This is a genomic window from Terriglobus tenax (assembly GCF_025685395.1).
GTDB lineage: Bacteria > Acidobacteriota > Terriglobia > Terriglobales > Acidobacteriaceae > Terriglobus > Terriglobus tenax.
The window spans coordinates 2,636,368-2,657,381 of record NZ_JAGSYA010000004.1 but is presented as its reverse complement, the minus strand read 5'-3'; the positions used below and the strand labels follow the sequence as shown (position 1 = coordinate 2,657,381).

Here is a 21,014-nt window from a genome sequence, read left to right as displayed (position 1 = left end):
AGACTCATCAGGGCACGGCTAAAAGTCGTGCCCTGACATTTATACGAACGAAATATCCTCACCCTGCAGCACCGAGTGCTTCTGAAAATGCACATCGTCCCGCTGCGGAAAGTCGTTGCGAAAATGTGCTCCTCGGCTCTCCTCGCGCGCCAGCGCCGAGAGCACGATCATCGTCGCCACGGCATGCAGACTGCGCGCCTCCGCAGAACGGCGAGCGTTGCCCTGCGGCAGCAGCATCGCCGCCAGCTCAGCCTTCGCCTCACCAAGTCGCACCGCATCGCGCAGCAGACCGGCCTTCTCCCACATCAGCGCCCGCAGATGGTTGATCCAGCCTTCGACATCCTCTACTGAACCACCGCTCTGGGTGCCCCATCCATCACGAAGGAATGGGTGGGATGAATCACCAGCGCACTCCTCCACCATCGCCTCCGCCGCCAGCGCGCCAAAAACCAGACCCTCCAGCAGCGAATTGCTCGCCAGACGATTCGCTCCATGCACGCCTGTGCAGGCACACTCGCCTGCGGCATACAAGCCCTGCAGCGATGTCCGCCCATGCGTATCGGTACGCACACCACCCATCAGGTAATGTGCGGCAGGGCGCACCGGAATCAGGTCACGGTTCAACTCAAGCCCCTGGTTCGCCAGAAATGCGGAGATGCCAGGGAAGCGAGCCTTCAGGTCCTTCGTCACATGGCGCATGTCGAGATACACCTCGCCCTCCATGCCTTCGCGCGTGATGGCGCGCGCAACCACATCGCGCGGAGCAAGCTCCGCCAGTGCGTGATAGCGCGGCATAAAGCGCTCGCCTGCGGCATTCAGCAGGTACGCACCCTCACCACGCAGCGCCTCCGACATCAGGAAGCGCGGAGCTCCCGGCCGCGAAAACGCTGTGGGATGGAACTGGTAGAACTCCATGTCGCTGATCGCCGCACCGGCGCGCCATGCCATGGCAATGCCATCGCCCGTGGCCACCGCAGGGTTGGTCGTATCGCTGTAGACCTGCCCCGCGCCTCCGGCAGCCAGCAGGACAGCACATGCCGGCTCTGCCTTCACCGCACCGGCAGCATCCTCCAGTACGACACCGCAGACGCGGCCCGTCTCATCCTGCAACAGCTCCATGGTCGTCACAAACTCGCGTACCGTGATCTTGGGATTGGCCAGCACCATACGCAGTAGCGAGCGAGCGATCTCCCAGCCTGTTGCATCGCCATGCGCATGCAGAATGCGTGAGCGCGAGTGCGCTCCTTCACGGGTGCGCATCAACTCGCCCTGCTCGCGGTCAAACTCCGTGCCCCAGGCCAGCAGCTCGTCCACACGTGCCGGCCCCTGCTCCACCAGTACCTGCGCGGCCTCGCGATTCACCAGGCCATCGCCGGCCATCAGCGTGTCGTCCAGGTGCTCGGCCACATCTTCGGCACCACCCATGGCCACGGCAATGCCGCCCTGCGCATAGGCAGTATTGGACTCCACCATCTTTTCCTTGGTCACTACCAGCACGCGCCCAGCCTGCGACAGCGTCATGGCGGCTCGAAGACCAGCGATTCCTGCACCTACAACGACAAAATCAAAACGATCCGCGGCACTCACCGTAACAGGGTACGCTTCCGGTCGCGATACCATAAAGCTGTGCCTGTTATCCCGGTAAATACGCCCACCGCGAATTACAACGTCGTCATCGGCCGCGGTCTTCTTCCTACGCTCTCCCGCCGCATCCTCAAACTCACCGGCTCGCCCGCGACACGCCTGTTCGTTGTCACTACGCCGGAAATCTGGACGAAGTGGAAGCGCAAGTTCCTCGCGTCCTTCCCAAAGGACGCGCAGCCCGTCGTTCTGCTGCATCCCTCCGGGGAGTCGCACAAGCGCTTTGCCGCTGTCGAATCGCTGCTGGAACAGCTTGCCGAGAACAAGGCCGACCGCGACTCCGTACTTGTCGCCTTCGGCGGCGGCGTCATTGGAGACATCACCGGCTTCCTCGCCGCCATCTACATGCGCGGTATCCGCTTTATCCAGGTGCCTACGACGCTGCTGGCGCAGGTTGACTCCTCCGTCGGCGGCAAGACCGGCGTGAACCTGCGTGCAGGTAAAAATCTTGTCGGCAGCTTTCACCAGCCGCTCGGCGTCTTCGTCGATATCGACGTGCTGAAGACCCTGCCCGCTAATGAGCTTCGCGCGGGCCTGCAGGAGTCGGTCAAGGCAGGCGTCATCCGCATGCCGCGTCTCTTCCGCTTCATGGAGAGCGACGCGAAGGCCATCCTGAAGGGCGATCCCAAGGCGCTGGAGAAGGTCGTCACCTCCTCCGTCAAGATGAAGGCCGAGGTCGTCGGCATCGACGAGCGCGAGAACGGCCTGCGCATGATCCTGAACTTTGGCCACACCATCGGCCATGCCATTGAAGCGGCAACAAAGTACAAGCAGCTTCTGCATGGCGAGGCCATCGCCTGGGGCATGATCGCCGCCACCCTGATCGCCGTGGAACGCGGCCTGCTTGCTGAAGCCGACGCCACGCGCATCGTGAACACCGTACTCGCTTACGGCCCGGTACCGAAGTTCCGCGCACCTGCTGAACAGATCGTCGCGCTTACGGGCTCGGACAAGAAGAACCGCTCCGGCGAGCGCCGCTTTATTCTGCCCTCCGCTATCGGCAAGGTGGAGATTGTGACCGATGTGACCGAAGCCGAGATGCTGCACGCAACCAGGCAGACTCTGAAGCTGATGCAGGAGCGCGGAGCATGAGTGCCAGCGGCGCGCGTCCGGACGAGACCATGAGCGAACAGCAGGCCGCCGCGGCGGTGCAGCAGATGTTCGACTCCATTGCGCCCAAGTACGACCTGCTGAACCATGTGCTCTCCGCCGGTGTGGACCGCCGCTGGTGGCGCCGCTGCGCGAAGACCTTCCGCGAGACACTCGTCCGCCCTGAAGCCGCCGTGCTGGACCTGTGCTGCGGCACCGGCGACATGACCTCTGCCCTGTTGGAACTGCGCCCCACTCCCGCACAACAGATGCTGGCCGTCGACTTCTCGCACGAGATGATCTCGCGCGGCATCGAGAAGCATCGCGGCAACAATGTCCGCTTTATCGAGGCCGATGCCCTGAACCTGCCCCTCGAAGACAACTCGCTGGACCTGGTCGTCTCCGCCTTCGGCTTCCGCAACCTGGCCAACTACGACGCTGGTCTGCGGGAGATTGCCCGCGTGTTGAAGCCCGGCGGACAGATCGGCATCCTGGACTTCAACCAGCCGGGAGGACTCATCGGCAAGGGCTACGCCTTCTACTTCCGCCGCGTGTTGCCGGCCATTGGCGCAGCCATCTCGCGCAGCGCCTCCGCCTACACCTATCTGCCTGCATCAGTTGGCCGATTCCCCAAGCCACCGCAAATGCTGGGCAAGATGGAAGCCGCCGGGTACACCCACACCACCTGGACGCCCTACACCTTCGGCATCGCCGGACTCTATCGCGGAACCAAATCGGAGTAAGCTGTAGTTCCCATGCCTGCTGCGGTCCAAACCCAAAACCCCACCGCCCCGCAGCAGGAAAAGCGCCGGGCAGCTCTCAGCTCCGTGCTGGCGGCGGCAGGCGTCACTGCACTGAAGCTGATCACCGGGCTGATCACCGGCTCGCTGGGCATGTTGAGCGAAGCCGCTCATTCGGGCCTCGACCTTGCCGCCGCAGGGATCACCCTGTTCTCCGTACACGTCTCCGATAAGCCCGCCGACGAGGACCATAACTTCGGCCACGGCAAGATTGAGAATCTCTCGGCCTTCGTCGAGATTTTCCTGATGGGTGCCTCCTGCTTCTGGATCGTCTTCGAAGCGGTAAAGCGGCTGATCCATCCCATCGATATCCGCCACAGCATCTGGCCGTTCCTCGTGCTGCTGGTCTCCATTGCGGTGGACTACGGCCGCTCGCGCCACCTGTTCCGCGTGGCAAAAGAGTCCGGCTCGCAGGCGCTTGAGGCAGATGCCGTCCACTTCAGCACGGACATCTGGTCCTCCGTCGCTGTACTGCTCGGTCTTGCCGCCGCATGGATCGGCGAGCGCTACGACATCCTGTGGCTGCATCGCGCGGACCCGGTCGCGGCGCTGCTGGTCTCCGTCATCATCCTGCAGGTTAGCTACCGCCTTGCGCGCCGCACGCTGGACGCCCTGATGGATGCCACCCCTGCAGAAACCCGGCACGAGCTGATGCAGGCCATTGCGCACGTGCCGGACGTGCTCTCCGTCGACCAGGTGCGGGTGCGCCAGGCTGGCCCTGAGTACTTTGTTGACCTGACGCTGGCCCTGGATCGCAACCTGACCTTCCAGCGCGCCGAACAGGTAACCCGCGGGGCACGCGCCGCTGTCCAGCGTATCCTTCCAGGCGCCGATATCGACATCAACACCGTGCCGACCGCGACCGAATCCGAATCCGTCTTCGACCGTGTGAAGGCCGTTGCCGCGCGCCGCAATCTCGGCATCCACGACCTGAGCGTGCGCGAAATCAGCGGCCGGCTTCATATTGAACTGCACCTGGAAGTGCCGGAGGTCATGCGCCTGCGCGCCGCGCATGACCTGGTCACCAGCCTGGAGACCGAGATGCGCCGCGAAGAACCGCGCATTGACAGCATCCTGACGCATATTGAGAGCGAACCCACCACGATTGAACACACCGACGAGGTGGCCCGCGACAGCCTGCTGGAGCGTGGCCTTCGCCGTGCCGCGCAGGACTTTCCGCAGATCCTCGACATTCACGAGGTGCTGATTACACGCACCGGCGACCACCTGCAGATTAACTGCCACTGCACACTGCCCGACGACTTGCCCATGGCGGAGGTTCACCGCATCATCACCGAAGTGGAAAGCATTATGAAACGGCAGCACCCCGAGGTTACCCGCGTACTGATTCATCCGGAACCGGCAACCGATAACGAGCGCTGAAGGCGCATCCTATTCTGTAGCCCTTGCACCCTGGCCCTGACACCGTGAAACTGAAATCCACCATGATCCGCTTCTTTCGCATCCTGCTTGGCGCGCTCGCCATGATGACCGTGGCGCTGCTCTCGGCCTTCATCACGATGCGGCTGGCCATCCATGGCCGCGAGGTAGGGGTTCCGGACTTCTCCGGACTCACCTATGAAGAGGCCGCTGCCAAGGCGCGCGACACCGGCCTGAACATGACGCTCGACAATCGCTACTATTCAGCCGTGGTACCCGCAGGACGCGTGCTGCAGCAGTATCCTGCACCCGGAGCGCGGGTGCGCCGCCAGTGGGAGGTCCGCGTAACACAGTCGCTGGGACCACAGCGCGTCACGATTCCGAATGCGGTGGGTATGCCGCTGCGGGAAGCCGCGGTAACGCTGCGTCGTGGCGGGCTGGAACTGGGCTCGCTGGCCCATCTGCCTGTCGCGGGCAATGCAGACTCCGTGCTGGCGCAGTCGCCGCCTCCAAACGCCGAGGGCGTCGATAAACCTTCCGTGAGCCTTCTGCTGTCTGAATCAGAAGACGCACAGCCGAAGGCATGGGTTATGCCGAACCTTGCGGGCATGACCTTGCTGGAAGCCGGAGCCAGAATCTCCGCCATGGGCCTGCACGTGGCTTATGCGCAGGAAGCCACTGCCGCGATTCCTGCTGTTGGGACCACCGCCACACCGCAGCCCGTCAGGACAACCGGCACCGTCATCGCGCAGTCACCCGCGGCGGGCTCACGCGTCACGGCAGCCGATGCGGTGAAGCTCACGATCGTGCACTAGCAGCAGCAATCATCCCTACACCTTCTCCAAAGCCTGCTCCAGGTCCGCGAGAATGTCCTCGACATCCTCACACCCTACCGACAGACGGATCAGACCATCGGTAATCCCCAGGGCATCGCGCTGCTGCTGCGTCATGCCACCGTGCGTCATCGAGGCCGAGTGCGAGACCAGCGTCTCCACGCCACCCAGCGACTCCGCCAGGTAGCAGAGCTTCAGCGCGCTGACAAAGGCATTCGCCGCCTGCTTGCCGCCCAGCTCAAACGACATCATGGAGCCGAAGCCCTTCTGCTGACGAGCGGCAATCTCATGCCCCGGATGCGTAGGCAGACCGGGATAGAAGATCTTCTGGATCTTCGGATGCTTTGCCAGGTACTCCGCCACCGCGCGGCCGTTGGCATCATGCTGCCGCATGCGCAGGGCCAGTGTTTTGACGCCACGCAGAATCAGGTAACTATCAAACGGCTGCAGGATGCCACCGGTCACCTTCTGCACAAAGCTGAAGCGCTCCGTGTGCTCCGGTCTGGTGCCGATCAGCACACCGCCCAGTCCATCCGAATGGCCGTTGAGGAACTTCGTCGTCGAGTGCATCACGATGTCCGCGCCCAATTCAATCGGCTGCTGCAGATACGGGGAAAGAAACGTATTGTCGACCGAAAGCTCCACGCCATGACGATGGCACACCGCGGCCACCGCGGCGATATCGACCATCGACATCATGGGATTGGTCGGGCTTTCGATATGCACCAGCTTCGTAGCAGGCGTGATGGCAGCTTCGATCTTCGCCGGATCACTCGCGTCCACATACGTAAACGTCAGCCCGTAGTTCACCAGCACCTTGTCGAACAGCCGCGCGGTTCCGCCGTAAATGTTCTCGCTGCAGATGACGTGATCGCCCGCCTTCATCATCGTGCAGAGCGCGGCAATGGCCGCCATACCGCTGCCAAAGACGTGCGCGCTGTGCCCGCCTTCCAGCGCGGCCAGGCTCTCTTCCAGTGCGGAACGCGTCGGATTGGTAACGCGGGCGTACTCGTAGCCCTTGTTCTGGCCGATGCCCTGTTGCTGGTAGGTGGAGGTGAGATAGATGGGCACATTCACGGCGCCGGTCAACTCGTCCGGCTCCTGCCCTGCGTGAATGGCTTTGGTGGAAAATCCCTTGTACGGCATCGTGTCCCTCAACTGACACGTTATCGCAAGGCACGTGGGGCACGGCTAAAGCCGTGCCCACGTGCGCATTACTTCTCAGTCTTATCCGCCCCGCCCGAAACCTTTGGGAAGTATCCGGTACGCGTACGCACCGTCAGCTTATTGAAGCCCTTATACTTGGCATCCACATGCACCTGGCGGTAGCCGCCCAGCGTGGGCGACTTGGTGGAGTGGTAGGTGATGGTGTACTGCTCCCGGATGTCCTTGGCCACCTGGTCAGCAATCGAGTCCACCTCCTGCACGTTCTTCGGGAAGAAGGCAATACCGCCTGTCTGCTCGGCCAGGCTCTCCAGCACGCGGCGTGCGTGGCGGCTCTCGCGCTTGTCGGTATCCTTGCCGAATAGCAGGCCCACCGAATAGATCACCGGTCCATCCAGGTCCTGGATACGAGCAATCGCATCCTCAAGCGAGGTCGCCGAGGCGTTGTCCTCGCCATCGGTCACAACCAGCAACACCTGCTTGGGCTGTTTGGCGTTCTTTGAGAGATAGTCCGCGGAGGCCAGCAGGGCATCATACATTGCCGTGCCGCCTGAGGACTTCACATAGCTTAGTCCCGCCTCCAGCTTCGAAACATCGCTGGTGAAGTCGGTGTCGATGTACGGCTCAAACGAAAAGTCGACCAGGAACGCTTCGTCCTTCGGGTTCGACAGCTTGATAAGCCGCACGGCGGCCTTGTTCACCGCATCGCGCTTGTCATACATGGAGCCCGAGCTGTCGATCAGGATACCGATCGAGACCGGCAGATCCTCCTGCCGGAAGGAGTTAACGGTCTGCGGTACGCCATCCTCAAAGACATGGAAGGCGTCCTGCGGGAGCGTCAGGATGCTTCGCCCATTGCCGTCCAGCACCGTGGCGTTCAGACGGACTTCATAGGCATCCCGGCGCAGCGTGTAGCCGCCGCGTCCGCTGGAGATCTTGTCGCCCGTATTGTTTCCCGGTCCCACAGGAGCGGTCTGCCCTGCCGGCGCGGTATCCGGGTCAGGCGAGGCGATGGGGTCGCGGTCAACCGTAAGCGAGGGCTGCTGCGCCCATGCGGCCGTGCTGAATCCCGAACTGAGTCCAAAAACGAGGGCGACGCTGAAAATCTTAGTCCGCAGGTGCATAGTACCCCTGTCGATTATGCACGTTCAGCGGCGGCAGACCGGGCGGCGGATTCAGTTTTACCTTCAACTTACGCCATGTGCCATCGTGCTTCAGGTCGGTCGGACGGAAGCCGACCACGTATTCGTTGCGCAACTCCTGGCTGATGCGGGCGGCAATGTCGCCCAGCTCTGCCACATCGATAACGCGGAACATGCGGCCGCCGGTCATCTCGCAGATGTCATTCAGCATGATGGGGCCGGCAATCTCCTCCGGCGTGGAGGCAAAGGTGTCAAAGATCCCGATCGAGTAGATCTGCACATCGCTCTCACGCACGGCACGGCGCAGCTCGCCTTCCGTATAACGGCTGCGGTTGTCGCCGCCGTCGGAGATGATCAGCAGCGCCTTGCGGTCGTACTTTGCGTCCTTCAACTTGTTCAATCCCAGGTAGACGGCATCAATCAGCGCCGTCCGGCTCTGCGGCTTCATCATCGCCATGCGGGCTTCGACGTCGTCCACGTTCGAGGTGTTGTCCACTACGACGGCCGGACGGTCGTTGAAGGCTACAACGAAGAACTCATCCTCGGGGTTCGAGGTCCGCATAAAGGCGCTGAGCGCCTTGCGCGACCGCTGGTACTTGGAGTTCATACTGCCGCTCATATCGAAGATGATGCCGATGGTCACCGGCGCATCGTCCAGCGAGAAGGTGCGGATCTCCTGCGGCTGGTTGTTCTCATACACCCAGAAATTTTCCTTCTCCAGGCCGGTCACCAGCCGGTTCATCGGGTCGGTGACTGTCATGGGCACCAGCACCAGGTTGACCGAAACGCGAATGCTGGCTCCGCGTGGAGCCGAGGTGGCCTCCCGCGCGACACTTTCCCCGCCCTCAATCACTTTGGGTGGCTCTGCCGGAGGCTTGGGTGGCGGAGGAACAGCGGTATTCACGTCGCCCAGCGGGTTATCCTGCGCCCCGGCACTGCCACACAGCACTGCGCCCAGTACCAGCAGGCCCGCCAGACAACGCAGCGAGCAACGCCAAAACCCCGGACGATTCTTGAGCCCCAGACCCTGCACCGTTAGCCCCTTGCCGGAGGCTACGCCCTCCGGGAAGTACGAGTGTAATCCACTGTTTCTCTGTTTGACGCAGCATGCGATGAAATCGACACCTTGGGTTCCATCTTGCGGAAATTCGGGGGCTAACTCCGTCGTTTCCCGCACTTTCCCGGGTCTGTTCCAGACACTGGGAGTCTGTCCCCATTCCAGATCGATTCACATCCCCCAAGTACAATCACAGCTAGAACCGAAAGATTGGAGTGTCTTAGCTCGTACCGATGGCCCGCATTTATCCCTTCCGCGCCCTCCGCTACAACCCCGCCAAGGTCAAACTGGAGGATGTCGTCACCCAGCCTTACGACAAGATCTCTCCCGAGATGCAGGACCGCTACTATGCGCGGAGCCCGCAGAACCTGATCCGCGTCATCCTGGGCAAGCATTTCCCCGGCGATACCGAAGAGGGGGAAAACGTCTACACCCGCGCCGCCGCCACCCTGAACGAGTGGCGCGACGAGAAGGTGCTGGTCGAAGAGACCGAGCCGGCCATCTATGGCTACTCGCAGGTCTACACCGTGCCCGGCACCGAAGAGACCCGCGAACGCCGCGGCTTCATCGCCCTTGGCCACCTGTACGACTACGCCGACCAGGTGGTTTACCGCCACGAGCAGACCTTCCCCAAGCACAAGTCTGACCGCCTGGCCCTGTTCAAGGCCACACGCGCCTACTGCGAGCAGATTTACCTGCTCTACAACGACCCCGGTTTCAGCGTGGAGCGCCTGTTGTTTGAGAACGGCCCTGCTCCTGACCAGGCCGTGACCGACGACTATGGCGTTCTGCACAAGCTGTGGAAGATCACCGACCCGTCGCTGATCCGCATCATCGTCGGCGCCATGCAGGATAAGAAGCTGATCATCGCCGACGGTCACCATCGCTACGAGACCTCGGTTGCCTACTCCAAGGAGCGCGCTGCCGAACTGGGCCTGCCCTTCAACCCGCCGCCGGGCTCTGAGACCGCCGGTGCGGACGAGGCCGAAAAGCTGCACGTCACCGCCACCGATCTGCCGACACCGGCGTATCCGGAAGCCGCCATGATGATGACCTTCGTCAACATGGCCGCGCCGGGCATCACCATTCTGCCGACGCACCGCGTCCTGAATGGCCTGGAAAACTTCTCGCCGGAAGAGTTCCTGAAGAATGCCGAGCCGTACTTTACCGCCACTCCGCTGAACGGCAGCAACCACGTCGCCTTGAAGGCCTCGCTGGATGCGACCGAAGGAGTTGCCTTCGTCGCCGCTACAGCCAAGGGAAGCTGGCTGCTGGCTGCAAAGCCGGAGACTATTGCGGCGAAGCTCACCGAGTTCTCGCCTCGCCAGCGTCAGCTGGACGTGGTGCAGCTCCACGGCCTGATCTTTGCGCAGATCCTCGGTCTGTCGCAGGAGCAGGTTACTAAGCTGGGCAATGTGAAGTACCTGCGCGAGGCCTCCGAGGCCGTCGACCTGGTTAACAAGGGCGAGGCGGATGTCGCCTTCCTTACCAAGCCGGTCACGCTCGACCAGCTCCGCGACGTTGCCTTCGCCAATGAAGTCATGCCGCAGAAGTCCACCGACTTCTATCCGAAGCTGCTGAGCGGACTTGCCATCTATGCCCTGGACTAAAACCGTGTTGTTTGCCGCGGCGGCCCTGGCAGTCACCCTGCCGGCCGCCCGCGCGCAAACCGCGACGCAACAACCCGTCATTCTTCTGGACCCCGGCCACGGCGGCCCGGATACGGGTGCAATGCTCACCGGCAAGCTCTCTGAGAGCGAGGTGACCGTTGCCCTGGCCAACCGGCTGCGGGCACTTCTGCTGGTACGCGGCTTCAAGGTCGTGATGACGCACACCACCCCCACCGACGCCACCGACCTGAACACCGACCGCCGCGCGGAAGCCGCCAACCGCTCCGGAGCCATCGCCTGCCTGACCCTGCATGCCACGGGCAGCAGCAACGGTGTGCACCTGTTCACCTCCGCCCTGCCGGAGACCGAGCCGGCCCTGCAGGCCAGCAGACCCGTTCCGTGGAACGAGGCGCAGAGCGCCTGGGTCACGCGCTCCTTGCGGCTCGCCTCAGAGCTACAAGCCGCCGTCGCGCGTTCGCATACCCCGGTCACCAGCAGCCGCACCTACCTGGCACAGCTTGATTCCATGACCTGTCCCGCCGTTGCCGTGGAACTTGGCCCGCTGGACGACCTTACCGCGCAGGACGCCACCTATCAGCAGCGTGTTGCCGAAGCGATTGCAGGCGCCCTGCTGTTCTGGCGCGGACATCCCAATGCCGTTACCAGCGCGGGGGCCACGCGATGATTCCCCGCTACCAGCGCATCCTGTTCCTGGTACTGATGACGCTCTCCGTCCTGATGGCTGCCTTCCTTTGGCGCGTTCACCAGCGCACCACGGCCCGGCTGAACTCCATCACCACCGACGCACCGCCGATTGAAGCCCCCAGCACCGCCGAAGCCGAGGCCATCACCTTCCTGCTGGCCAACGACGAGGAAGGCAGCATCACCGCCAGCGAGCGGCAGATTGCTCTGCCCGGCGAGGCGACCATTCGCCTGCGCGCCATCCTGGAACGGCTCTTCGTGGAGTACGGCAAGCAGGATTCGCGCCACCCGCTCAACCCGCAGGGCCCAGCCATCGCGGATGTCTTCTTTCTGCCCCTGCCGCTCACCGCTCCGGGGACGACAGCCAGCACTGCGTCTCTTGAGGCCGAGCAGTCCAGTAGCCGCGATGTTCTCGCCGTTATCAACCTGCGTCAGAGCTTTGCCGACGCGCATCCCTCGGGCATCGAGGTGGAGACGCTGACCGCGCTCTCCATGCTGGGCACCGTGCATGCCAACTTTCCACAGGTAAGCAAGGTCCGCTTCCTGGTCGACGGCAAGACGCGGCCTACACTGGCCGGACACTTCGCGCTCGACCGCATTTACCCCTCCACCGACACCACTCTTCAACCCGCAAAGACCGACACGCAATGAACGGACCACACATCGGCGTCTTCGACTCCGGCTTCGGCGGCCTGACCGTGCTGCGCGCACTGCTGCCACTGATCCCGGAAGCTCGCTACACCTACCTGGGCGACACAGCCCGGTTGCCCTACGGTGCGAAATCCCGCCAGACTATCGCGCGCTATGCCGTCTCGTCGGCGAAGTTCCTGGAAGATCAGGGCGCGGAGATGCTGGTCATCGCCTGCAACACCGCCTCAGCCCTGGCGATGGACGAACTGAAAGCCTCCACCACGCTGCCGGTTCTCGGCGTCATCGAGCCCGGAGCTGAAGCCGCCGCAGCCGCAACATCCAACTCGGTTCTCGTCCTTGCAACGCAGGCCACCGTGCAATCGCACGCTTACCTGCACGCACTGCACAAGCTGGGCCTGCAGGCCACAGAAAAAGCCTGCCCCCTTCTGGTGCCGCTGGTCGAAGAAGGCTGGATCGACCACACCGTCACCGAACAGGTAGCGCGCATCTACCTGACGGAAGCCCTGGACGAAGCCCACGCCGCCGGACTTACCCCCGGCACCGCATTGCTGGGATGTACGCACTACCCCCTGTTGCGCCCGCTGTTCACACGCCTGCTGGCGGAGATGAATCCGACACCGGTCACCGTCATCGACTCCGCCGAGACCACCGCGCATAAAGCTGCAGCAATGTTTCCCCTCAGCCAACCGGCCATCCAGTCATCCTTCCAACTGGAGTTCTATGCCACCGACTCCACGCAGAAGTTCCAGGCTCTGGGCTCGCGCTTCCTCGGCCAGCCGCTGCCCGAGGTAAAGCTGCTCGACCTGGGAGGGTGAGGTAAGAGGGTTCTCAGTTCTCAGAGAAATGCAAACGCACTCTCCTATCCACGAAACTTGCTTTTCCACTGACAACTGAGAACTAATACCTGAGAACTGTTATGTCTTTCTATCTGCTGAAATCCGAACCTGATGTGTATTCCTTTGATGACCTGCTGCGCGATGGCGAGACCGTCTGGGACGGCATCAAGAACCCGCAGGCCCTGATGACCCTGCGCGCGATGAAGCCGGGCGAGGACATCGTCATCTATCACTCGAACGTGGGCAAGGCCGCCGTCGGACAGGCCAAGGTCGTCTCAGTCGACGCCGCCGATCCGAAGAACCCCGTCGTCCGCATCAAGCCGGTCAAGGCCATCAAGCGGCCCAAGCCACTGGCGGAGATCCGCGACAACCCGCTGTTTGAAGGCTCCATCATGTTTCGCCAGTTCCGTCTCTCCGTCGTTCCCCTCACCAAAGAGCAGTTCGCCTGGCTGGTACAAGGCAAGTAAACGCACGCCAGTGGGTGGTATGGCTGTTTAGGGAATCAGCAGCTTACCAGGTCAAACGCAATGGCCGGAATGCCCTCGCCCTTGACGGCCAGAAAATCCTCGAGCAGACAACGTCAGAGCCTGCCGGCCAGGACAGCACGCTCCACGATTGATTCCCCTCGAAAAAGGGATGGCGTAACCGGGGAATTCGCAGAAAAATAGAATCCCTCGATGAATCTTCTTCTGCAATGGCTGGACAACCGGACGCTGCTTCTCGCGCCGACTCCGCACTTTACCGCGTCAAACGGGAAGGAAGAAACGCTGTACGCCTGGGGCCAGGACTCGCATCACTGTCCAGCGACGAAGCATCCAATTCGTTTTCTGAGGCATTGGGTCCTCATGGAGAATAGGAAGATCGCACCTGGGCCGTATGGAACATCTGTTGCAGTGGTTTGATAACCGGACTTTGCTGATCTGCCAGCTCCTGCTGGAGCTGATGATGGCGTCCGCCTTTCTGCTGCTGCGGCGGGTCAACCCTGGAATGCGAGGCGTAGGACGCATCTCCCTCGGCTTTGCCCTGGGTGTACTCGCCCTGTTTCTGGTGGCGACCCGCGGAGCCATTCCGCTGTTTGTCTCTGCTGTCGTTGGCAATGGCATTGGGTTCTTCAGCTACTACCTGGTTTCCCGCGGCATCCAGAGGTTCCTCAACGACCGCTCCCGTTACGGCTGGGTGCTGGAGATCTCCTGCATTGCCGGCCTGCTGGTGCTGTTCTACTACTGCGTCATCACGCCGGACCTCATCCCCCGCTCCATTGCGTCCGCGTGGGTCATCGGCATGGGCCGGCTGATTCCTGCCATCGTGCTTTGGCGCGCAGCCCGCCAGTCGCACTTTCTGCGCTTTGGCTCCATCGTCTTCGGAATCTTCTCCCTGCTCAGCCTGCAACGCTTCATTCTGCTCTTTCTGCAGGAATCGCCGCAGAACTTCATGCAGCGTAACTCCGTGCAGACGGCCAGCATCCTGGTCGGATTCCTGTACATCGGCATCACCGGGATGTTCCTTCTTGCCATGATCACCAGCGAGATGCGCGCGGCCACGCTGCGCACAGCGCAGATTGATAGCCTGACTGGGGCCCTGACCCGCGCCGCCGCCGAGCAAAAGTTCGCGCAGGAGCTGGAACTGGCCGGTCGCACCGGCCTTCCCCTTTCCCTCCTCCTGATCGACATCGACAATTTCAAGTACTTCAATGACACGGCCGGCCATGCCGCCGGCGATGAAGCCCTGCGCCACGTCGCCGAGGTCATCCAGCAACAGCTTCGCGTCTATGACACCTTCGGCCGCTTTGGCGGTGACGAGATGCTGCTGCTTCTGCCCTCCACACCCGGGCCTGACGCCCTGATTGTCGCCGGACGCATTCGCGGCGCACTGCAGCAGCTTCCGCCGGAGCACGGCAGTCTGCCGGTCACCGTCTCTGTTGGAATCGCCCAGAGCGAGCCGCATGACACCACCCGCTCCCTTCTGGCCCGCGCCGACTCCGCGCTGTACCACGTGAAGCGTACTGGCCGGAACTCTGCCTACTTTCTTCCGTACGGCATGACGCCACCCGCGCAGAATGCATCCGAATCAGCAGCGGGCCCGCACGCCCTGGCTGACTGACATGCATACGCTCCCCTTCTGGTTCCTCGTTCTCTCTCTTTTTCTGCCCCGCATCTGCCTGGCCATCGCCTGGCTGCAGGGCAACCTCGTACCCTTCCACTTCGTGGGCTGGATCCCGCTCCTGGCCGCGATCCTCATCCCCCGCATCCTCATCCTGGTGATGATCTACCAGACACAGGGACTGTCGCTCTGGTTCCTGATCCACGCCGTGGCGATGGTCTGCGTCTTTGCCGGGGCAGGTTCCGAACCGGCCCGCAGGCGACGGCGAGCGACAGATTACTAAAGCTCAGCCAACCAATGGATACACTTGTCCCGCATGCCCCGGACCCTTGCTAACGCAGCCGATCTGGAAGCACTGCGACAGCGGATTCTTACGCTGACGCCCGGCGATCGGCCCCGGTGGGGCAGCATGACCACCGGCCAGATGATCTGCCACATGACTGATGCCCTGCTGTACACCCTCCATCAGCGGCCCCTGGAACCCCACATCCCCTCCACCCTGCCGCCGGGCATTTACAAGTGGCTGGCGCTTTATTTCCCTCGAAAATGGCCGCAGGACGTGCCGACTCCTCCGGGCCTGAAACAGGGAGAGGGCGGAACCCCGCCGACAGAGTTTGCCGGGGACCGCGAAGCCCTGCTGCAGGCCTTGGCCGCCTTTGCTGCTAACCAGGGAAACTGGGCCCCGCACCCCCTCTTCGCGGAGATGACCACCCCGAAATGGCGGCGCTGGGGCTGGCTGCATACTGACCATCACCTGCGCCAGTTTGGCCGCTGAACTGTGGGAAACTTGCTATCCTAGGAGAATCACGCTTTGACGCGAAGACGCGCATGCATGTGCGCGCAAGGACCGTATGGAACGACGTAAAGTAGGCATCCTCGGCGCCACCGGCATGGTGGGCCAGCGCTTTATCCAGCTTCTCGCCAACCACCCGTGGTTCGAGATTACGTGGCTCGCAGCTTCCGACCGCTCCGCCGGCAAAACCTACGGCGAAGCCACCAACTGGAAACTGGACACGCCGCTGCCCGCGCAGATCGCCAAAATGATCGTCCAGCCGAACACGGTTCCCACCCCCGCCCAGCTTGCGAGCGGTGAGGTACCGCGCATCATCTTCTCGTCGGTCGACTCGCCCATCGCCAAGGAACTGGAGCCCGCGTATGCCGAGGCCGGCTGCGCCGTCATCTCCAACTCCTCGGCCTTCCGCATGACGCCGGACGTCCCGCTGGTCGTCCCCGAGGTCAACTCGGACCACTTCGGCCTGCTGGAGACCCAGACCTCGCGCAAGGCGAGCGGCGGCTTCCTGGTCACCAATCCCAACTGTTGCGCCATTGGCCTGGTACTGGCCCTGGCACCGCTTGAGAAGGCCTTCGGCATCGAGAGCCTGTTCGTCACCACCATGCAGGCCGTCTCCGGCGCCGGCTACCCCGGTGTGCCCTCGCTCGACATCCTTGGCAACGTCGTCCCGTTCATCAAGAACGAGGAAGAGAAGCTGGAAGAGGAAGTGGGCAAGCTGCTGGGCACCTTCACCGGCGATGCCGACGCAGGCACCGGCTCCCTCGACTTTCTGGACGCCAAGGTCTCCGCGCACTGCAACCGCGTTCCGGTCATTGACGGCCACACCGAGTGCGTCAGCATCAAGCTGAAGAAGCCTGCGACCAAAGAAGAGATGATCGCCGCATGGCGCGAGTTCCAGCCCCTGCGCGCGCATCACCTGCCGTCGGCCCCGCTGCACCCGGTGGAGTATGACGAGGCGGAGAACCGCCCGCAGCCGCGTCTGGATATTGGCCGCGGCAACGGCATGGCCACCACGGTCGGTCGCGTGCGTCCGTGCAGCCTGCTGGACTGGAAGTTCGTCCTGCTGTCGCACAACACGGTTCGCGGCGCCGCCGGAGCTGCCATTCTGAACGCCGAAATCCTCGCCGTGATGGGCAAGTTCAAGTTTGCCGGAGCACGGCAGGAAACACTGGTGAACGCATGAGCACCGCACGCAAGCACATCGTTGTCATGAAGTTCGGCGGTACCTCGGTTGAGGACGCCAAGGCGATGAACCGCACGGCGGAGATTGTCCGCACGCGCACCAGCAAAGGCCTGTCGCCGGTCGTCGTCGTCTCCGCCATGGCCAAGGTCACCGACCAGCTTCTGGCTGCCGCTGCCGCTGCCGGCAAGGGCGACAAACTGGGTGCCCTGGCCATCTCTGCCCGCCTGCGCAACCGCCACGTGGATACCGCGGCCGAGCTGCTGGACAACGAGCGCTTTACCGTTCTGCAGCCGCAGATCGCCGCCGACTTTGACTCGCTGGACGACCTGCTGCGCGGCATTGCCGCCGTCGGCGAACTGACTCCCCGCACCACGGATAACGTGGTCAGCTACGGCGAGCGTCTCTCGTCACGCATGGTGGCAGCCGCCTTCGACCAGCGCGGCCTGAACGGGGTTCACCACGACGCGCGCGAGTCCATCATCACGGACTCAGTCTTCGGCAAGGCTGCTCCACTGCCCGAGAAGATTGAAGCCAAGCTGCTCGAGAATGTTCTTCCGCTGATCGAAGCCGGAAAGACACCCGTCATGGGCGGCTTCATCGCCTCGAACGAGGCCGGCATCACCACAACGCTCGGCCGCGGCGGATCGGACTACACCGGCGCCCTGATCGGCGGCGGTCTGCATGCCGGAGCCATCGAGATCTGGACCGACGTCAACGGCATCATGACGACCGACCCGCGGATCACCGCCGATGCGCTCCGCGTCAAGACCATCAGCTTTGAAGAAGCCGCGGAACTGGCCTACTTCGGAGCGAAGGTCCTGCACCCGGCTACCATTCTTCCGGCCGTGCAGAAGAACATCCCGGTGTGGGTGCTGAACTCGCGCAACGCCGCCAATGAAGGCACCAAGATCATTGCCGCAGCGCCGCCCTGCAAGTCTCCGTTCAAGTGCATCGCCGCCAAGCGCAAGCTCACCATCATCGACATCGTCTCGAGCGGCATGCTGATGTCGCATGGCTACATGAAGGCTGTCTTTGACATCTTCGACCGCCACAAGATCGTCGTCGATATGGTCTCCACCTCCGAGGTCTCCATCTCGCTGACGGTGGACTCGACCATCGGCCTCGATTCCCTGATCGAAGACCTGCGCACCATCGCCGACGTGAAGCTTGACCCGAACAAGGCGTTGATCTGCCTGGTAGGCGAAGACATCCGTGGCCACGCCGGCATCTCCGGCCAGGTCTTCACGGCGGTCAGCCACATCAACGTGCGGATGATTTCGCAGGGCGCCAGCGAAATCAACATGAGCTTCATGATCGAGGAGTCGGACGTGGAAGAGGCTGTCCGCGCTCTGCACGGCAAGTTCTTCGCCAACCCCGATCCCAGCGTCTTCGATGTGGAAGCACGCGCCACAGCACAGGCCGAACCCGAAACCGCAAAAGCGTAAGCAGAGAGATCTTTTCCCCATGCGTATCCTCGTCCTCGGACACGGTAAGACTGGCAAGCTCGTCGCTGACGTCGCGCATGAGCGCGGACACGGCGTCCACGTTCTCGATGCGAAAGAGAACCCCAACGCGCAGGCACTGACGCCTCCGTTCGTCACACTCTTCGATGTGGTGATTGACTTCACCACACCCGAGGCAGTGATCCCCAACCTGCGCGCCTGCCTCGCCACCGGAGCCCGCGTCGTAGTAGGCACCACGGGCTGGTATGACAAGCTGCCCGACATGCGCAGCCTGGCCGAACGCAAGGAAGCCGGCCTGCTCTATGGCACCAACTACTCCATCGGAACTCAGGTGATGTTCCAGGCCGCCTCCGTACTGGCTAGTGGGCTGGCCAAAGCCGGCTACGAGTTCACCATCGAAGAGACCCACCACACCAGCAAGCTGGACGCACCCAGCGGCACCGCCCTGAGCCTGAAGGCTGCGCTGGGTGGCATTGACGCCCCCATCACCAGCCATCGCGAGGGCGATACCGTCGGCATCCACACGCTGGTGGCCACTTCCAAGGGCGACAGGGTGGTCCTGACCCACGAGGCCTTCAGCCGCCGCGCCTTCGCGGATGGCGCTGTCCGCGCCGCCGAATGGCTTTCCACCCGCAAGGGCTGCTACGACTTCAAGGACATCTTCTCCGAGCTGTAAAGCCCGGAGAAGATGTCTTCCTCCCTAACGGCTCTTCCCCAGCATCACCACCACGCCCGCCATATAGCCGCGCCCCGGCATCGGAACCCCCACAATCTCCTGGTACTGCGCATCACTTCCATTCGTCATGCGGAAGTATGGCTGCGCGCGCTTACCCTCCCAGGCCGCCGAGGCATCCCACACCGGATACGCATTGCGATTCAAACGATTGACCGCGCGCACTCTCTGCCGCAGCAGCAGGCCACTCTGCCAGCGCCCCACCCACTCCACGCTCGCGTTCTGCGAGGGGAAATTGAACACATACACCGACTGCAGACCATGCAGCGCCTCGCGCGCGCCGCTGACCTGCGTGAACGACACGCGCACGTTCTGTCCGCTCATCGGACGCCAGTCCACCGCCGCCTCGGCACCTGTCAGATGCACGCTGGTCAGGTTCGCCGCGCGCCACTTCTCCGCAGCGCTGGCACGGACATAATCAATCACATTCGTCTGCCGCGAGGTAAAACCTGTTACGGAAGCCGAAAACCTTCGCCCCGCATACCAGTCCACGCCACCGTCGTAGCTCCAGGCCGACTCCGGCCTGAGGGCCGCATTGCCCAACGATGTCGGATCGCTGTAGTACAGGTCTGTAAACGTCGGCAGCCGATATCCACGCCCCACACTCGCCCGAACCTTCACCTTCGTCCCCAGCCAGAAGCTGCCCGCAATCGAAGGCACCATCACATGGTTGCCGCCACTGAAGATCTCCTCCCGCAGCCCCACCGACAACGTGCCCCGCCCATGCCCGCGCACTTCCAGATCGAGATAGCCCGCGCTGCGATTGCGGCCATGACGGCCAAGGTTGGTGCTGTCGATCTGATCGGCATTCGTCTCCAACCCATAAAACAGCGTCGCTGGCTTCCATGGCAGTGTGTCCTGCCGCCGCACCACCCCCTGCCAGCTGGAATCCACGTGCTGGTTCTTGTAGCCCGCAGGATTCGACCGCGTCAGCACAAACAGGTCCGTATGCCGCCGGTAGCTCACCGCTGCCTGCGTCTTCAGGTTGATCTGCTGATTCAGCGCGGCAAACCAGCCCTTCGTCCGCTCCCACGAAACGTAATTGCCATAGAAACCATTCGCGCCATAAGCACGGTCGCTGCCCGCCAGCAGCACATCGGAATCACCCGCCGCCGTATGAAAGCGTGTCTCTGAACTTGCCTCTTCTGACCGGTAATCGCGGTCCGCCATAAAGCCCGAGGAAAAATCCCTTCCCCCGGCAAAGACCTGGCTCAGCCTGCCCTTGCCCCACGTCGCCATGGCCGACTGTTCCTGTCCGCCAAAGCTGCCGCCACCCGCCTGCAACCGCAGCCGAAGCCCGTCCCCAGCGGGCCTGGTGACAAAGTTCACCACGCCGCTCACCGCATCCGATCCATACAAGGTCGAGCCCGCGCCATGCAGCAGATGAGCCGCACCGAGCGCCGCCAGCGGAACCGGCAAGTCCATGTTGAAGTGCGAGGTCTGCGCGTCGTTCACGCGCAAGCCATTCAATAGCACTAGCGTCTGCGCGTACGAGCTGCCGCGGATCGACAGGTCCGCCTGCACACCCGCGCCGCCACGCTGCTGAATGTCCACCGAAGGATCGCTGCGGAGCAGGTCGTTGATGTCGCTCAACGCAAGCCGCTTCTCTTCCACCATCTGCACGGTTGTCGCGCGGGAGGAGTCTTCCTCCGCCAGCGCATCGGGTGCACCCACCACAACCACTGTCGTTCGAACCTCGGGCGCATCCTTCTGCTTCTGCTGCGCCCACATACTTCCACCCGCGCCCATCAGGAACGCAAGCGCCACTGCTTTTCTCATGCCCCTTAAGCTTCTCATCCCGGCGCACTTGCGCGGTGCTGTGCAGGCTCCTACCCTA

Annotated in this window: 20 protein-coding genes; 15 read left to right on the top strand and 5 right to left on the bottom strand. The window is 62.7% G+C overall.

All coding sequences use genetic code 11. From position 1 onward, the window contains the following. Positions 1 to 39: 39 nt before the first annotated feature. Complete coding sequence (nadB, locus tag OHL13_RS16935; RefSeq protein ID WP_263411304.1) at positions 40 to 1,620, bottom strand: L-aspartate oxidase; 1,581 nt, start codon at positions 1,618 to 1,620, stop codon at positions 40 to 42. Positions 1,621 to 1,626: 6 nt separating this feature from the next. Between nadB and aroB the strand changes: the two genes are divergently transcribed. From aroB to OHL13_RS16915, 4 genes are all read left to right on the top strand, one after another. Continuing rightward, positions 1,627 to 2,733, top strand: coding sequence for a 3-dehydroquinate synthase (aroB, locus tag OHL13_RS16930; RefSeq protein ID WP_263411303.1), 1,107 nt, complete (start codon positions 1,627 to 1,629; stop codon positions 2,731 to 2,733). Beyond that, positions 2,730 to 3,473 carry a bifunctional demethylmenaquinone methyltransferase/2-methoxy-6-polyprenyl-1,4-benzoquinol methylase UbiE gene (gene ubiE, locus OHL13_RS16925; protein ID WP_263411302.1) on the top strand — a complete coding sequence of 248 codons (744 nt, stop codon included), beginning with the start codon at positions 2,730 to 2,732 and terminating at the stop codon, positions 3,471 to 3,473. The genes aroB and ubiE overlap by 4 nt, the downstream gene beginning before the upstream one ends. 12 nt (positions 3,474 to 3,485) lie before the next feature. Further along, positions 3,486 to 4,913: a cation-efflux pump gene (locus OHL13_RS16920; protein ID WP_263411301.1), complete on the top strand. Its 1,428-nt coding sequence runs from the start codon at positions 3,486 to 3,488 to the stop codon at positions 4,911 to 4,913. Between the two features lie 62 nt (positions 4,914 to 4,975). Further along, the gene (locus OHL13_RS16915; RefSeq protein ID WP_263411300.1) at positions 4,976 to 5,725 is read left to right on the top strand and encodes a PASTA domain-containing protein; all 750 of its coding nucleotides are present in this window, start codon (positions 4,976 to 4,978) and stop codon (positions 5,723 to 5,725) included. Between the two features lie 15 nt (positions 5,726 to 5,740). Here the strand turns inward: OHL13_RS16915 and OHL13_RS16910 are convergent, their stop codons facing one another. The 3 genes from OHL13_RS16910 to OHL13_RS16900 all read right to left on the bottom strand — a co-directional run bounded on the left by OHL13_RS16910 (position 5,741) and on the right by OHL13_RS16900 (position 8,998). Beyond that, on the bottom strand, positions 5,741 to 6,889 hold the full coding sequence (locus tag OHL13_RS16910) for a trans-sulfuration enzyme family protein (protein ID WP_263411299.1): 1,149 nt from the start codon (positions 6,887 to 6,889) through the stop codon (positions 5,741 to 5,743). 68 nt (positions 6,890 to 6,957) lie between these two features. Next, complete coding sequence (locus OHL13_RS16905; RefSeq protein WP_263411298.1) at positions 6,958 to 8,031, bottom strand: VWA domain-containing protein; 1,074 nt, start codon at positions 8,029 to 8,031, stop codon at positions 6,958 to 6,960. Next, entirely contained in the window at positions 8,015 to 8,998 is a 984-nt protein-coding gene (locus OHL13_RS16900) for a VWA domain-containing protein (RefSeq protein WP_263411297.1), read from the bottom strand. The genes OHL13_RS16905 and OHL13_RS16900 overlap by 17 nt, the downstream gene beginning before the upstream one ends. 341 nt (positions 8,999 to 9,339) lie before the next feature. Between OHL13_RS16900 and OHL13_RS16895 the strand changes: the two genes are divergently transcribed. The 11 genes from OHL13_RS16895 to OHL13_RS16845 all read left to right on the top strand — a co-directional run bounded on the left by OHL13_RS16895 (position 9,340) and on the right by OHL13_RS16845 (position 19,120). Continuing rightward, positions 9,340 to 10,716 (top strand): DUF1015 domain-containing protein, encoded by a 1,377-nt coding sequence (locus OHL13_RS16895; RefSeq protein ID WP_263411296.1) that lies wholly within the window; start codon positions 9,340 to 9,342, stop codon positions 10,714 to 10,716. Then, the gene (locus OHL13_RS16890; protein WP_263411295.1) at positions 10,703 to 11,401 is read left to right on the top strand and encodes an N-acetylmuramoyl-L-alanine amidase family protein; all 699 of its coding nucleotides are present in this window, start codon (positions 10,703 to 10,705) and stop codon (positions 11,399 to 11,401) included. Before OHL13_RS16895 ends, OHL13_RS16890 begins: the two co-directional genes overlap by 14 nt. Beyond that, complete coding sequence (locus OHL13_RS16885) at positions 11,398 to 12,069, top strand: GerMN domain-containing protein (RefSeq protein ID WP_263411294.1); 672 nt, start codon at positions 11,398 to 11,400, stop codon at positions 12,067 to 12,069. The genes OHL13_RS16890 and OHL13_RS16885 overlap by 4 nt, the downstream gene beginning before the upstream one ends. Next, positions 12,066 to 12,884: a glutamate racemase gene (gene murI, locus OHL13_RS16880; protein WP_263411293.1), complete on the top strand. Its 819-nt coding sequence runs from the start codon at positions 12,066 to 12,068 to the stop codon at positions 12,882 to 12,884. The genes OHL13_RS16885 and murI overlap by 4 nt, the downstream gene beginning before the upstream one ends. Before the next feature lie 101 nt (positions 12,885 to 12,985). Continuing rightward, the gene (locus tag OHL13_RS16875) at positions 12,986 to 13,372 is read left to right on the top strand and encodes an EVE domain-containing protein (protein ID WP_263411292.1); all 387 of its coding nucleotides are present in this window, start codon (positions 12,986 to 12,988) and stop codon (positions 13,370 to 13,372) included. 409 nt (positions 13,373 to 13,781) lie between these two features. After that, on the top strand, positions 13,782 to 15,005 hold the full coding sequence (locus OHL13_RS16870; protein WP_263411291.1) for a GGDEF domain-containing protein: 1,224 nt from the start codon (positions 13,782 to 13,784) through the stop codon (positions 15,003 to 15,005). 1 nt (position 15,006) lies between these two features. Next, positions 15,007 to 15,288, top strand: coding sequence for a hypothetical protein (locus OHL13_RS16865; RefSeq protein ID WP_263411290.1), 282 nt, complete (start codon positions 15,007 to 15,009; stop codon positions 15,286 to 15,288). Positions 15,289 to 15,321: 33 nt separating this feature from the next. Then, complete coding sequence (locus OHL13_RS16860) at positions 15,322 to 15,780, top strand: DUF1569 domain-containing protein (RefSeq protein ID WP_263411289.1); 459 nt, start codon at positions 15,322 to 15,324, stop codon at positions 15,778 to 15,780. 76 nt (positions 15,781 to 15,856) lie between these two features. Next, complete coding sequence (gene asd, locus OHL13_RS16855) at positions 15,857 to 16,981, top strand: aspartate-semialdehyde dehydrogenase (protein ID WP_263411288.1); 1,125 nt, start codon at positions 15,857 to 15,859, stop codon at positions 16,979 to 16,981. Further along, entirely contained in the window at positions 16,978 to 18,426 is a 1,449-nt protein-coding gene (lysC, locus tag OHL13_RS16850) for a lysine-sensitive aspartokinase 3 (RefSeq protein ID WP_263411287.1), read from the top strand. The genes asd and lysC overlap by 4 nt, the downstream gene beginning before the upstream one ends. Before the next feature lie 19 nt (positions 18,427 to 18,445). Further along, the gene (locus OHL13_RS16845; RefSeq protein ID WP_263411286.1) at positions 18,446 to 19,120 is read left to right on the top strand and encodes a 4-hydroxy-tetrahydrodipicolinate reductase; all 675 of its coding nucleotides are present in this window, start codon (positions 18,446 to 18,448) and stop codon (positions 19,118 to 19,120) included. A gap of 24 nt (positions 19,121 to 19,144) precedes the next feature. On the opposite strand, the gene OHL13_RS16840 is transcribed toward OHL13_RS16845, so the two are convergent. After that, positions 19,145 to 20,956 carry a TonB-dependent receptor plug domain-containing protein gene (locus tag OHL13_RS16840; RefSeq protein WP_263411285.1) on the bottom strand — a complete coding sequence of 604 codons (1,812 nt, stop codon included), beginning with the start codon at positions 20,954 to 20,956 and terminating at the stop codon, positions 19,145 to 19,147. Positions 20,957 to 21,014: the final 58 nt, after the last annotated feature.